The following is a 13,136-nucleotide window of genomic DNA, read 5'->3' as shown; positions in this document are numbered from 1 at the left end:
GGCGCGCGTAACACGCTTTACCGCGCCTGACGCGCTGACAGAAAGTCTTCGAAATGCCGATGCCCCGCCGGCGTCACGCGCAGCACGCGGCGCTTCGCGGTGGGCTCGATCCAGCCGTGCGACTCGCACGCTTCCAGAAACGCCGCGCCGAGCGCGCCGCCCAGATGCGGCCGGCGCTCGCTCCAGTCGATGCACGTACACGCGAACCGGCGACGCCGCGCGCGCTCCGCCTTCAGGTCGATGCCGAGTTCGGCGAACGCCTGCGCGCCTTCCGGCGTCGCGTCGAGCGCGGCGGGGCCGTGCGTCTGCGCGCTCGTTAGGCCGGGATCATCGGCGGCGGCGAGCCAGTTGCGCGCGATCATCCCGTCGAAGATCTGCACGGCCAGTTCGCCCGCGAGATGGTCGTAGCACGTGCGCGCGAAGCGCATCTCCACCGGCACAGCAGAGGGCGGACGTTCCGGCGTGCGTTGCGGCGCGCTCGCCCGCGCGAGATTGGCGAGCGCTTCGATGGCGGCGGCGATATCCGGCGTCGCGATGCGGTAGTAGCGGTGCCGGCCGCTCACTTCGAGCGCGAGCAGGCCGCCTTCGGTCAGCCGCGCGAGATGGCCGCTCGCCGCCGATGGCGACAGTCCCGCGATCATCGTCAGTTCGCCGGCCGGGCGCGCGGTGCCGTCCATCAGCGACCAGAGCATCGCGGCGCGGCCCGGATCGGCAATCAGCGCGCCGATGCGCGACAGGCCGGGAAAATGGCGTGCGCGCGAGTCGGTGTCGTCGAGCAGGGAATTCATGGCGATATCCTTTTGTCGATGCCTTCATGCTAGCGCGTCATCGCAACCGATGTTTCACCGTGCGCCGAAATGTCGATGCGCGAGGCCGGCGCTAGAATGACCGCTTGCATGTCCGAAGCAGCAGGGGAAATCGTCATGACCAGATTCATACTTGCCAGCGTGCTCGCCGCGCTGATGCTGTGCGCGGGATGCGCTGGCGGGCCGTCGTCATCGGCGGGCGGCGGTGGCGGCAGCATCACGATGTACGGCACGATCGATCGGGGCATCACCGTTCACGACTAGCGAATTTTCGCTTCGTATAATCGGCGTCACATGCCTCCAACGATGACGCCCATGAACACGCCCACTTCCTCTCCCATTCCCGCGGTCCCGAAAAGCCGCGCCGAAACCACCTTCCGCTTTCTTGCCGAGCCCACTTCGGTGAACTTCGGCGGCAAGGTGCACGGCGGCGCGCTGATGAAATGGATCGACGAAACTGCTTACGCATGCGCCGCGATGTGGTCCGGCCGCTATGCAGTGACCGTGAGCGTCGGCAATATCCGCTTCCGGCGGCCGATTCTCGTCGGCAATCTGGTGGAATTGCGCGCCCGCGTGGTGTCGACCGGGCGCACCAGCATGCATATCCACATCTCCGTGCATGCGGGCGATCCGAAAGTCGGCGAGTTGCAGCAGACGACCGATTGCCTGATGGTGTTCGTCGCCGTCGATGAGAAAGGGCAGCCCACGCCCGTGCCTTCGTTCGTGCCAGAGACGGATGAGGAAAAGCGGCTCGCCAAATATGCGATGGACGTCAAAGATGCGCTCGATGCGATCGTCGAGCTGAAGCCGGAGGAAGTGGCGGCGGGGAAGGTTTGAAAGTCCACATTCATTGTAGTAACATCACTACGTTGAATGTGAAAGGAGGGCGCCGCCATGAGCATCACGACCCTATCCAGCAGGGAACTCAATCAGGACGTAACTCGCGCCAAAAAAGCGACCAAGGATGGACCCGTGTTCATTACGGACCGTGGCAGGCCAGCGCACGTGCTGTTGAGCATCGAGGAATATCAGCGGCTTGCGGGCAAGAAGCGAAGCCTCGTCGATGCGCTGTCGATGCCCGGTCTCGCTGAGATCGACGTCGAATTTCCGCGTTCCCGCGCGCTTCCCCGTGCTGCCGACATCGAATAATGTTTTTGCTCGATACCAACGTCATTTCCGAACTACGCAAAGCCGGCGACGGCCGCGCCGATGCCAATGTCATCGCCTGGCTGTCGAGCGAGGATGCAACGGACTTCTACGTTTCCGCCGTGACCCTGTTCGAACTCGAATTGGGCATTCTCCGCATGGAACGGCGCGACGCCGAGCAGGGCGCGCGGCTGCGCACCTGGATGCGCACCCGTGTCCTTCCTGAATTCGCCGAACGGACCTTGCCGCTCGATTCGACCGTGGCGATGCGCTGCGCCAGGCTCCACGTACCCGACCCCCGTCCCGAGCGGGATGCCTATATCGCGGCCACTGCCATCGTGCACGGCATGACGGTCGTGACGCGAAATGTCGCCGACTACGCGCCGTGCGGCCTTCGCGTCATCAATCCGTGGGACGCTTCGCCAGCCTAGAATCGGGCGCGGCGATACTGCAGACTTACTTCTCCCCCACCATATCGCCCGGCTTGACCCACTCCTCGAACTGCTGCTCGGTCACATGCCCGAGTGCGAGCGCGGCGGCCTTCAGCGTCGTGCCTTCCTTGTGCGCTTTCTTCGCGATCTGCGCGGCCTTGTCGTAGCCGATGTGCGGGTTGAGCGCCGTCACGAGCATCAGCGATTCGTTGAGCAGGCTGTCGATGCGCTTCTCGTTCGGCTCGATGCCCACCGCGCAGTTGTCGTTGAAGCTCCGCGCGCCGTCCGCAAGCAGGCGCACGGACTGCAGCACGTTATGCGCGATCATCGGCCGGAACACGTTCAGCTCGAAGTTGCCGCTCGCGCCGCCGAAGTTCACCGCGACGTCGTTGCCGAAGACCTGGCAGCACAGCATCGTCACGGCTTCGGACTGCGTCGGGTTCACTTTGCCCGGCATGATGGAACTGCCCGGCTCGTTCTCCGGAATCGACAACTCGCCGAGCCCGCAGCGTGGCCCGCTCGACAGCCAGCGGATGTCGTTGGCGATCTTCATCAAGCCCGCGGCGACGGTCTTCAACGCGCCGTGCGCGGCGACGAGCGCGTCGGCGGCGGCCATCACCTCGAACTTGTTCGGCGCGGTCTCGAAGGGGAGCTTCGTGAGCTTGCCGATCGCGGCCGCGACCTTCGCCGCGAATTCCGGATGCGCGTTCAGGCCGGTGCCGACCGCCGTGCCGCCTTGCGCCAGCTGATACAAATGCGGCAGCGTCGCCTCGACATGCCGGATGCCCTGATCGATCTGCGCGACGTAGCCCGAAAACTCCTGGCCAAGCGTGAGCGGCGTCGCGTCCTGAAGGTGCGTGCGGCCGATTTTCACGATCTTTTCGAAGGCCTTCGCTTTCTTGTCGAGCGTATCGCGCAGCGTCTTCAGCGACGGGATCAGATGCGCGTGGATGGCCACCGCCGCCGCGACGTGCATCGCCGTCGGGAACACGTCGTTCGATGACTGTCCGCGGTTCACGTCGTCGTTGGGGTGGACGAGGCGCTCTTCGCCGCGCGGCCCGCCCATGATCTCGCTCGCGCGATTGGCGATCACCTCGTTCAGGTTCATGTTGGTCTGCGTGCCCGAGCCGGTTTGCCACACGGCGAGCGGAAATTCATCGGGATGCTTGCCGTCGATGATTTCCTCGGCCGCCTGCATGATCGCCTTGGCCTTCTTCGCGTCGAGCACCTTCAGCCCCTGGTTCACTTCGGCGGCCGCGTGCTTGACGATCGCGAGCGCCGTGATCAGTTCCGGCGACTGCTTTTCCGTCGAAATCTTGAAGTTCTGCAGCGAGCGCTGGGTTTGCGCGCCCCAGAGCTTGCCGTTCGGCACGGCGATCTCGCCGAACGTGTCCTTCTCCATCCGTACGTCGCCCTTCGCGTTCTGTGTCATGGCCTGAGATTCCCTCGAAATTGGATCAGAGCTGTTTGTCGACGGGCAGGAGCATGAAAACGCCCGTCATCAGGTTGCGATAAAAACCCGCCTCGGGATCGAAATTCCAGGTGACGAGGCTGTCGTTCTCCTCGGCGGTCCAGACGAGGCCCGACTCCGGCGTGCCCGTGCGCCGCAGCTCGTCGGTGACCGCCGCGCTCGCCAGTTGCACCCGCCAGCTCACCTTCGGCGAGATGCCATCGGCGAAGAGCTGGGCTGCTTCGCTGGCGATGGCCTTGTCGTGAATCACGAGCGCGAGCTCGGTGTTCAGCTTCGCCGAGCGCGGATCGAGATTCATGGAGCCGATCACGAGGATACTCCGATCGATCACATAGGCCTTCGCATGCAGGCTCGCGCGCGATTGCGAACCGAACAGGCCCGCGCGCGGACTGGCTTCGCCTTCCGCCTGAATCGGCTTGAATTCGTACAGCTCGACGCCGTTTTGCAGCATCGGCACGCGATACGGCGCGTAGCCGGCCTGCACGGCGACGGCGTCGGTGGCGGCGAGCGAGTTGGTCAGCACCGCGACGCGCACGCGACGCTTCGTCAACGCGCCGAGCGCCTTCACGCCCGCATCGTGCGGCACGAAGTAGGGCGAGATGATCAGGAATTCGCTCTGCGCGTCTTTCAGCAGATCGACGAGGCGCGTCATCGGCGGGCTCTTGTAGTCGTCGCTCGGATGCTCGATCTTCGACGGCGAATCGACCCAGAACTCCGTCGGCGCCCACACGAGCCCCATCTCGCCGCGCGAAATCTGCTGCGCGAGCGGCGTCGCGTTGAGCGGCTTCGCGTTCAGCGGATCGGCCTGCTGGCGCCAGTGCGCACGCAGATCGTCGCGGGTCTTGTCGAGCTCGGACGGATCGAACTTCTGCTTGTTCAGCGCACGCAGCGGGTAGGCGAGCGAGCTGTTCCAGTAGTCGTCGAAACTCGCGGAAATCTGCTGCGTGACAGGGCCGGCCGCGAAGACATCGAGATCGCGGAACTGCAGCGTCGGGCTCGCGCTGAAGTATTCGTCGCCGAGATTGCGCCCGCCGACGATCGCGATCTGGTTGTCCGCGATCATCGCCTTGTTGTGCATGCGGCGCGTGAAGTGGCTCAGGTTCGTGAAGAAGTTCTGCGTGCGCTCCGAGAAGCTGCGCTGTGCGCTGCCGTACGGGTTGAACACGCGGATTTCGATCTTGTCGTGCGAGTTCAGCGCCGCCATGATGCGGTCGATGTCCTTGAAGTTCAGATCGTCGACGAGCATGCGCACCCGCACGCCACGATCCGCTGCGTGGAGCGCGGCGCCGAGCAGCAGCTTGCCGGTGTTGTCTTCCTCGGCGATGTAGTACTGCATGTCGAGGGTCTTCGTGGCCGCGCGCGCGAGTGCGATGCGGGCCTGAAGCGCATCGGTGCCGGTGCGCAGGAGGCGCACGGCGGACTCGTTCGGATGCTGCCGTTCCTGCGGCGCGAGCGCGGCCGCGAGGGGCGTCGCTTCGCTCGTGGAGAGCGCCTGGCTCTCCTGGCGGTCGAGCGCCGTCGCGGGCGGGCGCTCCGCGCAGGCGGCGAGCGCCGTCATCATCACGACGATGGCCACGTTGCGCACGGCGGCGCCAAACCGTCCTGTCGACGTCACACGCCGATTTACATCATCTTGAGTACGCGCTGCCACTTCCCCGATCCCCCGGCTTTCCGACACTACGATTCCTCGTTTTAGTTGTTCCGGCTCGCACGTGTTCACACGTGCGGCGGACGAAAGGTGAAAAGCAAGAAGCGTTCTTGCGCCTTGCGTCTCAAAATATTTTAAGGGGAATCGGCAAACGGCCGTGCGGGACGCCGCGCGCGCCGCAGGAAACAAAGCGAAAGGACGAAAAAAAGCCCGCTGGCTGAAAGCGGGCTGACAACCCCTGTCACAGATGTCTCAAGGAGGAGACGGCTTCATCGTAGCAATGCGCCCCGCGCGGACCAACCAAGCATTCCTGCTTTGCATATCGGTGCGTAACTCGGGTGCTTATCAACCGTGGCCATGCGGCGCGGCGCTCGCGGCATCGGCATCGTCGGGCCTGGGCGCGACGCCCGTCTCGATGAACCGCCGGCTGATGCGATGAAACCGCAGCGTCATCAAGGCTGCGACGCTCGCGAGGCCCGCAGCGAGGCCCCACCACAATCCCTTCGCGCCGAGTTCGAAGTGGAACGCGAGCACGTAGCCGGTCGGAAAGCCGACGCCCCAGTAGCCGAACGCGGCGGCGAGCATCGGGATGCGCGTGTCCTTCAGGCCGCGCAGACAGCCGGAGCCGACCGTCTGCATGCCGTCGACGATCTGGAACACTGCCGCGACGCCCAGCAGCGATGCCGCGAGTGCGACGGTATGCGCGTTGGCGGGATCGTCGAGATGCAGATACATGCCGACGATCGCGCGTGGCACGGTTATCAGCACGAGCCCCGAGCACATCATGAACCCGACGCCGAGCGCGAGCGCGACGAAGCCCGCATGCCGCGCCGCAACGGGCACGCCCGCACCGACCCAGTAGCCGACGCGCACGTTCGCCGCCTGACCGATCGCGAGCGGCACCATGAACGCGACCGACGCGACATTGAGCGCGATCTGATGCGCGGCGAGCGGCGCTTCGCCGAGCAGGCCGACCATCATGCCAGTGGCGAGAAAGAGCGTCGATTCCACGCCGTAGGTGATGGCGACCGGCCAGCCGATGCTGAACAGTTCGCCCATCAGCGGCAGACGCGGGCGGGCGCGCGTGACGAAATGCTTGTAGCGCGGGCGCAGGTGCAGTACCGCGACGAGCGCGATCGCGATGCCCCATACGGTGATCGCGGTCGCCGCCGCCGAGCCGAGGAAACCTTCGCGCGGCAGACCGTACGCGCCGTGGATCAGCCCGTAGTTGAGAAAGCCGTTGACGAAGACGCCGCCGATCGAAATCCACAGGAGCCTGCGGGCCGCGCCGATCGCGGGGAGAAACGCGCGCATCATCCCGACGCCGATGAGACTGCCCGGCGTCCCCCAGCGCAAAACCGCACAGTATTCGCCGACGTTCTTCGCGAGCGTCGCGGGCTCGTGGAACGCGAGCAGAATCGGTTCGGCATAGCTCAGCAGCACGAACGCGGGCACGGCCAGCAGCACCGAGAGCACGAGCCCCGTCCAGTAGATTCCTGGCACGCGGTCTTCGGCATTCGCGCCGCGTGCATGCGCGACCGACACGGAAACCGACGTCAGCACGCCCTGCAAGAGCGTCACGACGACGAAGAAGAGGTTCGCGCCGAGACCGCCCGCGGCGAGCGCGTCCGGGCCGAGCGAGCCGAGCAGGATGGTGTCGGTGACGCCCATCGCCATCTGCGAAAGTTGCGCGATGGCGAGCGGCGCGGCGAGGCGCGCCGTATCGACGGCGTGACGCGAGAGACTCGGCGGTCCTTGATGCGCGCGTGCGGCGCGCGTGACGTGCGGTTGCATGGTCGATCGGATTCGAAACGATGACGGCGCATCAGTCAGTGCACTGAACGCCGCGGACTGGAGAGCGAAGGGACGTGAGGCTCGAGCGCAAACGCGCTGATGGAAACCGACGCTGAAACCAGAACGAAAGACGACTAGCTTATTGCGTCGCGTGCCGCATGTCGATCACCCGTTCGCTTATGGCCGGGTTTTGGCAAGCGCGCGGCGTGCGCGCGCAAGTCGTCGCGAAGCTATTTGGGCGCGCGTACCTGAATGGTCTGGCCGTCGAGCTTCACTTTCTGGCCCGCGCGGATCTTGCAGGTCTTGCGCATCTCGATCTGGCCGTCGACGGTGACGTCGCCCATCGCGACGCGCGCCTTCGCCGAGCCGCCGCTGTCCGCGAGACCCATCAGCTTGAGCAGGTTGTGAAGTTCGATGTAGTCGCCCGTGAGGGTGAATTGAAGTGCAGGCATGGGACGGTGAAACGGGAAAGGCCTCCATGATAAACCACCGCCGCCGCTCTTCCGGGCATGCGCCGTGCTGTTCGCATCGCGGACGCCGGTAATACGGTCGCCATGCGCAGTGAATGGCAAATGTAGCCAGATGAAACCGTCGGTAACAATGACTGGTTTTCGAGAACTCGCCAGACCGCACGCCGTCCGACTGTTTGATCGATGCAGCTTCGGTCATCTTTCCAATCGACAAAAGTCGCGCGGATCGCTCGTTTCATTTTCGTCAGAGCGCCGCCGACGCCAACTACAGAGAGGACTAGCTCATGACTCGCGCACGAATCCTTTTGATCGGCTCCGCCATCGCCACGCTCGCCGCATCCGGCGCTTATGCGCAGACCACGACGCAACCCGCGCCGGTTCAGCCGCAAACCATGCAGCCTGCGCCGGCACAGATGCCGGGCCAAATGGCCGGACAAGCGCCCGTGACGCCGCCGCCGCATAACGTCGTCGCGCCGGCGCCGACCGATCCCCTCGTCCAGCGTCGCAACGCGAACGCCGAGGCGAACGCGGAATATCGCGCGTCGAAGAAGGCATCGAAGGCCGAGTTGAAGGCGCAGAACCAGCAGGCCAAGGCGCAGTACAAGGAAGAACTGCAGAACGCCAAGATCAACCGCAAGGCCGACAAGGACGCCGCCAAGGCCGAACTGAACGCGACGGAGCCGGGCACGCCGAAGGACGCGGGCCTGCAGCACTGACCGTGATGCGTCATCGAAAACTAGGGAGAACATCATGAATCGAAAAACCCATGCACTGCTGGCCGCGTTGATGGCGGGAACGTTCGCGAGCGTGAGCGTGGCATCGTTCGCGCAGACGACGAGCGACGCCCCGACGAAGGCCGATCAGAAGGCCGCGAAGAAGCAGGCCGAAGCCGACAAGGACTCCGCCGTCGCGCAGGCCAAGGCCGACAAGAAGAAGACGGAAGCGCAATCCGAAGCCAACGAAGCCGCCGCCGACGCGAAAGTGAAGAACGCGAAGAAGGCGCAGTAACGCTCACCGAAGCAGCGATGCGAGCCCGGTTCCCTGCGGACCGGGCTCGCTGCATTTGGGGCCGAAAGCGTAACCGGCCCAAAGACTTGCGCGCGCGGGTTGTATGGATATACAGTGTGCGTCACCCGATTCCCGCCGCCTTTCTTCCGTGCTCACGCTTCCCGATACCGCCGACGCCGCTTCCCAATCCACCGCCGAATCCACGGCAAAGCAGGTCGCCGACTATCTCGCGAAGCTCAACGCGGCGCAGCGCGAGGCCGTCGAATTCGGCGTCGATGAACCCGACCGTCGTGGCGGACCGCTGCTCGTGATCGCGGGCGCGGGCTCGGGCAAGACCAACACGCTCGCGCATCGCGTCGCGCATCTGCTGGTGAAGGGCGCGGACCCGCATCGCATCCTGCTGCTCACGTTTTCACGGCGCGCGGCGCTCGAAATGACCCGGCGCGTGTCTCGCATCGCGATGAACGCGCTCGGGAAAAAGAGCGCCATCGCGCAGGGTTTGACGTGGTCGGGCACGTTTCATGGAGTGGGCGCGCGCTTGCTGCGCGACTACGCCGATCTCGTCGGACTTGCGCCGTCGTTCACGATCAACGATCGCGAAGATTCCGCCGATCTCATGAATCTCGTGCGGCATGAACTCGGTCTGTCGTCGAAGGAAAAACGCTTTCCGGCCAAGTCGACGTGCTTCGCGATCTACTCGCGCGTCGTCAACACGGGCGCGTCCCTTGCCACCGTGCTCGATCAGTCGTATCCGTGGTGCGGCGAATGGGAAGCCGATCTCAAGCGCCTCTTTGCCGCTTACGTCAGCGCGAAACAGGCGCAAAGCGTGCTCGATTACGATGATCTGCTGCTCTACTGGTCGCATCTCGCGGCGGAGCCGTCGGTGGCCGCGGATCTCGCGAGCCGTTTCGATCACGTGCTCGTCGACGAATATCAGGACACGAATCGGCTGCAGGCGTCGATCCTTCTCGCGATGAAACCGGACGGGCGCGGCCTCACGGTCGTCGGCGACGATGCGCAGTCCATCTATTCGTTCCGCGGCGCGACGGTGCGCAATATCCTCGATTTCCCCGGCCATTTCGATCCGCCCGCCGCGACCGTCACGCTCGAGCGCAACTATCGCTCGACGCAGCCGATTCTGGAGGCGTCGAACGCGGTGATCGGACTTGCGTCCGAGCGCTACACGAAGAACTTGTGGACCGACAAGGCATCGGCGCAAAAGCCGCGCGTCGTCTGCGTCGCGGACGAGGCGGATCAGGCGCGTTATGTCGTCGAGAAAGTGCTGGAGGCGCGCGAATCGGGCATGAAGCTGAAGGCGCAGGCGGTGCTCTTTCGCGCGGCGCATCACAGCGCGACGCTCGAAATCGAGCTCACGCGCCGGAACATTCCGTTCGTGAAATTCGGCGGCCTCAAGTTTCTCGATTCCGTGCACGTGAAGGACGTGCTCGCAGTGTTGCGCTGGGCGGAGAATCCGCGCGATCGCGTCGCGGGCTTTCGCGTCGCGCAACTTTTGCCGGGTGTCGGCCCGGCGATTGCCGGGCGCTTGCTGGATAGCGTGAGCGCGCCCGACGCGGTGGCATCGAGCGCAATCGCTGCGTTCCAGGCGCCCGCGCGCGCCAGCGATGACTGGCCGCGCTTCGTCGGCCTGATGGCGAAGCTCTGCGGCCGCGAATCCGGCTGGCCTGCCGAATTCGAGATGATTCGCCGCTGGTACGAGCCGCATCTGGAGCGCAATCACGAAGACGCCGCGATCCGCATCGGCGATGTATTGCAGATGGAGAGCATCGCGTCGACGTACCCGACGCGCGAGCGTTTCCTCACCGAGCTCACGCTCGATCCGCCCGACGCGACGAGCGACGAATCCGGCGTGCCGTTGCTCGACGAGGACTATCTGATTCTCTCGACCATTCACTCGGCGAAGGGGCAGGAGTGGCGCAACGTGTTCGTGCTGAACGGTGTGGATGGCTGCATTCCGTCCGATCTCGGCACGGGCAGCGACGAGGAAATCGATGAAGAACGGCGTCTGCTATACGTCGCGATGACGCGCGCGAAGGAAGACTTGCACATCGTCACGCCACAGCGTTTCTACGTGCACAACCAGACGCATCTCGGCGACCGGCACGTATGGGCGCAGCGCACGCGCTTCATCCCGCCGCATCTGATGCAGAACTTCGAGGCGGCGGCGTGGCCACCGGTTGTTGCGCCTGCCGCGCCGACGGCTGCGGGGCTCGCGGCGGCCGCGAAGGCGAAAATCGATATCGCGGCGCGCCTGAAAGGCATGTGGGACTGAAACGCCTATCTCGGCGCGCGTGACGTGCTCGGCGCACGCGGCGCCGGCGCGAAGATGCTGCGTAGCCAAGCGGCGAAACGTGTGAAGCCGTCGTGAGGCTCTTCGACGAAAAGCTCGGGCCGCAGCGAGCGCAGGTATTCGAGCACCTGTTGCGCTTCCTGCTTCTGGATCGAGCCATAAACGATGCCAAGACGCAGCAGGCAGCGCAATTCGCCGAGCTTTTCGCGCGCCGTCGAACCGATGCTCGTCTCCACCGAAATCTTCGTTTCGTACACGCGCTGGCGCAGCGAATCGGCGAGGCGCCATGCGGGCGTCTGCATCTTTTCCTCGACCTCGCGGATATCCGCCGCCGCCGATTTGATCTGCGACGCGAGCATGTCCACTTGCGACACGTCGCCCTTTGCTTCGGTGACGATCGCCATCGCCCATTCGCGCGACGCTCGCACGAGATCCTCCGCGGTCCAGTCGGCGCGGATAGCGAATGCGAAGCCGTGCTCGGCCGCCTGACGAATCAGGATTTCGACGACGTCGGGAAACTCCTTGTCGAGCGCGCGCTTCGCCCACGCGTACTGGCCGTGCGTGAGCATGCGCTGCACGGCCTGCTCGGTGAGCGGCGTGTTGTTGTCGAGCAGCTTCGCGCGCAGGAAGTCCTCGAACGACGGCGTGACGAATTGTGGATCGAGCTTCAGCGACAGACGCAAAAACGCTTCGAAGTCGCGTTCCAGCGAAGCAATCGTCTCGTCGCGAAGCGAAAGGGTGATTTGACGCATGTTGGTTCCCGGTTCCGCCCTTCGGTGCCCCGAGGGCGGGAAATGCTGGCGGCGCCGCTCTTGCAGGCGGAGTCCATTCGTTTCTGATATCGGCGCGCTTTCCGGGAACTTGAGACTTCTTCGAGGCTTTTTGAAAGCCGATCGGCAGTGAATCGGCGGAAAACGTTTAGCGCAGCACGACGAACTGCCACAGGAAAAACACCGCGAGCGACACCGCAATCGTCAAAAGCGGCCGTTTCGTGAACACGCAAACGATGACTGCGACGAGCGCCGCCACCAGTTGCGGATTACGCCACGTGAGTTCGGCGCCGTTGCCGTGCGGCGAGACGGTCATCGGCACGATGATGGCGGTGAGCACCGTCACCGGCACGAACGAGAGCGCGCTGCGCACGACCCGCGGAAAGGGCAGGCGCTCGCCCAGCACGAAAACGGCCGCGCGGATCACGTAGGTCACGAGCGCCATCCCGATGATCAACCAGACGTAATTCATCGTCATTGCGTGCGCTCCTTGGCGTTTTTCAGGCGATGCTTCGTCGGCGGCCGGTTTTCCATCAGCGTGAGCACCATGCCCACCGCGACGCCCACGAACACGGCGGCGAGCAGGCCGAGCTTGTACGGCCAGCCTTGCCACGCGAACGACAGCACGCCGGACGCCGCCGCCGCCGCGACGAAGCGCACCGCGACGAGTTGCGGCACGATGATCGCGATGAACGTCGCGACCATCGCGAAGTCGAGGCCGAGCGATTTCAGGCCGGGGAACGCCGCGCCGAACAGCAGGCCGACGAGCGTCCACAGTTGCCAGTTCAGGTACATCGAGAGGCCCGAGCCGAGGAAATAGTGCGGTCCGGTCTCGCCCGGCGCGCGCTTCTGATAGTGCGCGTAGGCGACGGCAAAGACTTCGTCGGTCATGACGCCCGCGAGCGCCCAGCGCCAGCGGCGCGGCAGATGCGCGACATAGGGCGCGAGCGTCGCGGAATAGAGCACGTGACGCAGATTGACGACGAGCGTCGTCGCCCAGATGACGGCGAAGCTCGCGTGCGATGCGATCAGCCCGACCGCGATGAACTGCGCCGAGCCGGCGAACACGGCGAGCGACATCAGCTGGCCGTGCCAGAGCGTCAGCGGACTCGCGGTGACGAGCGTACCGAAGATCACGCCGAAGGGCGCGGCGCCGATCATCATCGGGATGGTGTCGCGGGCGCCGGCGGCGAATTCGCGCAAAGGTGTTGCTTTCAAGATGTCCTCCTATGGAAGCGAGGATACGCAAACCGCCGCTTCGAATGCTTGTACGTTCTTGCGCTT

At 64.8% G+C, this 13,136-nt stretch carries 15 protein-coding genes; 7 read left to right on the top strand and 8 right to left on the bottom strand.

Going from position 1 to position 13,136, the window contains the following annotated elements; translation table 11 throughout:
* Positions 1–17: 17 nt before the first annotated feature.
* Complete coding sequence (locus AWB74_RS23170) at positions 18–788, bottom strand: ArsR/SmtB family transcription factor (RefSeq protein ID WP_061149048.1); 771 nt, start codon at positions 786–788, stop codon at positions 18–20.
* Between the two features lie 135 nt (positions 789–923).
* Between AWB74_RS23170 and AWB74_RS46970 the strand changes: the two genes are divergently transcribed.
* Genes AWB74_RS46970 through AWB74_RS23155 form a run of 4 tightly spaced genes read left to right on the top strand, consistent with a single transcriptional unit; the run spans position 924 to position 2,383 of the window.
* Positions 924–1,070 carry a hypothetical protein gene (locus AWB74_RS46970; protein ID WP_200822017.1) on the top strand — a complete coding sequence of 49 codons (147 nt, stop codon included), beginning with the start codon at positions 924–926 and terminating at the stop codon, positions 1,068–1,070.
* 51 nt (positions 1,071–1,121) lie between these two features.
* A complete protein-coding gene (locus AWB74_RS23165; protein WP_061149072.1) occupies positions 1,122–1,643 on the top strand; it encodes an acyl-CoA thioesterase in 522 nt (173 codons plus the stop codon).
* A gap of 57 nt (positions 1,644–1,700) precedes the next feature.
* Entirely contained in the window at positions 1,701–1,955 is a 255-nt protein-coding gene (locus AWB74_RS23160; RefSeq protein WP_061149046.1) for a type II toxin-antitoxin system Phd/YefM family antitoxin, read from the top strand.
* Positions 1,952–2,383: a type II toxin-antitoxin system VapC family toxin gene (locus AWB74_RS23155; protein ID WP_061149045.1), complete on the top strand. Its 432-nt coding sequence runs from the start codon at positions 1,952–1,954 to the stop codon at positions 2,381–2,383. Before AWB74_RS23160 ends, AWB74_RS23155 begins: the two co-directional genes overlap by 4 nt.
* A 25-nt stretch (positions 2,384–2,408) precedes the next feature.
* On the opposite strand, the gene fumC is transcribed toward AWB74_RS23155, so the two are convergent.
* The 4 genes from fumC to AWB74_RS23135 form a co-directional block, all read right to left on the bottom strand.
* The gene (fumC, locus tag AWB74_RS23150) at positions 2,409–3,815 is read right to left on the bottom strand and encodes a class II fumarate hydratase (RefSeq protein ID WP_061149044.1); all 1,407 of its coding nucleotides are present in this window, start codon (positions 3,813–3,815) and stop codon (positions 2,409–2,411) included.
* A 25-nt stretch (positions 3,816–3,840) separates the two neighbouring features.
* Positions 3,841–5,415 (bottom strand): phospholipase D family protein, encoded by a 1,575-nt coding sequence (locus AWB74_RS23145; protein ID WP_061149071.1) that lies wholly within the window; start codon positions 5,413–5,415, stop codon positions 3,841–3,843.
* Positions 5,416–5,847: 432 nt separating this feature from the next.
* The gene (locus AWB74_RS23140) at positions 5,848–7,296 is read right to left on the bottom strand and encodes an MATE family efflux transporter (protein WP_061149043.1); all 1,449 of its coding nucleotides are present in this window, start codon (positions 7,294–7,296) and stop codon (positions 5,848–5,850) included.
* A 230-nt stretch (positions 7,297–7,526) separates the two neighbouring features.
* Complete coding sequence (locus AWB74_RS23135; protein ID WP_061149042.1) at positions 7,527–7,748, bottom strand: RNA-binding S4 domain-containing protein; 222 nt, start codon at positions 7,746–7,748, stop codon at positions 7,527–7,529.
* A gap of 302 nt (positions 7,749–8,050) precedes the next feature.
* Between AWB74_RS23135 and AWB74_RS23130 the strand changes: the two genes are divergently transcribed.
* The 3 genes from AWB74_RS23130 (at position 8,051) to AWB74_RS23120 (ending at position 11,064) form a co-directional block, all read left to right on the top strand.
* The gene (locus AWB74_RS23130) at positions 8,051–8,482 is read left to right on the top strand and encodes a hypothetical protein (RefSeq protein ID WP_061149041.1); all 432 of its coding nucleotides are present in this window, start codon (positions 8,051–8,053) and stop codon (positions 8,480–8,482) included.
* Between the two features lie 34 nt (positions 8,483–8,516).
* On the top strand, positions 8,517–8,774 hold the full coding sequence (locus AWB74_RS23125; RefSeq protein ID WP_061149040.1) for a hypothetical protein: 258 nt from the start codon (positions 8,517–8,519) through the stop codon (positions 8,772–8,774).
* A 103-nt stretch (positions 8,775–8,877) separates the two neighbouring features.
* Complete coding sequence (locus AWB74_RS23120; protein WP_087039156.1) at positions 8,878–11,064, top strand: ATP-dependent helicase; 2,187 nt, start codon at positions 8,878–8,880, stop codon at positions 11,062–11,064.
* 5 nt (positions 11,065–11,069) lie between these two features.
* Here AWB74_RS23120 and AWB74_RS23115 read toward each other — a convergent pair whose 3' ends face one another.
* The 3 genes from AWB74_RS23115 to AWB74_RS23105 all read right to left on the bottom strand — a co-directional run bounded on the left by AWB74_RS23115 (position 11,070) and on the right by AWB74_RS23105 (position 13,016).
* Positions 11,070–11,834, bottom strand: a complete 765-nt coding sequence (locus AWB74_RS23115) for a DUF4088 family protein (RefSeq protein WP_061149038.1) — start codon at positions 11,832–11,834, stop codon at positions 11,070–11,072.
* Between the two features lie 166 nt (positions 11,835–12,000).
* Positions 12,001–12,324 (bottom strand): AzlD domain-containing protein, encoded by a 324-nt coding sequence (locus tag AWB74_RS23110; protein ID WP_061149070.1) that lies wholly within the window; start codon positions 12,322–12,324, stop codon positions 12,001–12,003.
* Between the two features lie 2 nt (positions 12,325–12,326).
* Positions 12,327–13,016: an AzlC family ABC transporter permease gene (locus tag AWB74_RS23105; RefSeq protein WP_235024660.1), complete on the bottom strand. Its 690-nt coding sequence runs from the start codon at positions 13,014–13,016 to the stop codon at positions 12,327–12,329.
* Positions 13,017–13,136: the final 120 nt, after the last annotated feature.

The sequence above is a fragment of the Caballeronia arvi genome, assembly GCF_001544695.2.
GTDB lineage: Bacteria > Pseudomonadota > Gammaproteobacteria > Burkholderiales > Burkholderiaceae > Caballeronia > Caballeronia arvi.
The sequence above is the reverse complement of the archived record's forward strand: the minus strand, read 5'-3'. Positions and strand labels throughout refer to the sequence as shown.

Excerpts from the sequence above, each read along its gene's own strand:
- AWB74_RS23115 (WP_061149038.1), bottom strand. The coding sequence starts at position 11,834 with ATGCGTCAAATCACCCTTTCGCTTCGCGACGAGACGATTGCTTCGCTG.
- AWB74_RS23105 (WP_235024660.1), bottom strand. The coding sequence starts at position 13,016 with ATGATGATCGGCGCCGCGCCCTTCGGCGTGATCTTCGGTACGCTCGTC.
- AWB74_RS23130 (WP_061149041.1), top strand. The coding sequence starts at position 8,051 with ATGACTCGCGCACGAATCCTTTTGATCGGCTCCGCCATCGCCACGCTC.
- fumC (WP_061149044.1), bottom strand. The coding sequence starts at position 3,815 with ATGACACAGAACGCGAAGGGCGACGTACGGATGGAGAAGGACACGTTC.
- AWB74_RS23160 (WP_061149046.1), top strand. The coding sequence starts at position 1,701 with ATGAGCATCACGACCCTATCCAGCAGGGAACTCAATCAGGACGTAACT.
- AWB74_RS23145 (WP_061149071.1), bottom strand. The coding sequence starts at position 5,415 with ATGATGACGGCGCTCGCCGCCTGCGCGGAGCGCCCGCCCGCGACGGCG.
- AWB74_RS23135 (WP_061149042.1), bottom strand. The coding sequence starts at position 7,748 with ATGCCTGCACTTCAATTCACCCTCACGGGCGACTACATCGAACTTCAC.
- AWB74_RS23170 (WP_061149048.1), bottom strand. The coding sequence starts at position 788 with ATGAATTCCCTGCTCGACGACACCGACTCGCGCGCACGCCATTTTCCC.
- AWB74_RS23120 (WP_087039156.1), top strand. The coding sequence starts at position 8,878 with ATGGATATACAGTGTGCGTCACCCGATTCCCGCCGCCTTTCTTCCGTG.
- AWB74_RS23140 (WP_061149043.1), bottom strand. The coding sequence starts at position 7,296 with ATGCAACCGCACGTCACGCGCGCCGCACGCGCGCATCAAGGACCGCCG.
- AWB74_RS46970 (WP_200822017.1), top strand. The coding sequence starts at position 924 with ATGACCAGATTCATACTTGCCAGCGTGCTCGCCGCGCTGATGCTGTGC.
- AWB74_RS23125 (WP_061149040.1), top strand. The coding sequence starts at position 8,517 with ATGAATCGAAAAACCCATGCACTGCTGGCCGCGTTGATGGCGGGAACG.
- AWB74_RS23110 (WP_061149070.1), bottom strand. The coding sequence starts at position 12,324 with ATGAATTACGTCTGGTTGATCATCGGGATGGCGCTCGTGACCTACGTG.
- AWB74_RS23165 (WP_061149072.1), top strand. The coding sequence starts at position 1,122 with ATGAACACGCCCACTTCCTCTCCCATTCCCGCGGTCCCGAAAAGCCGC.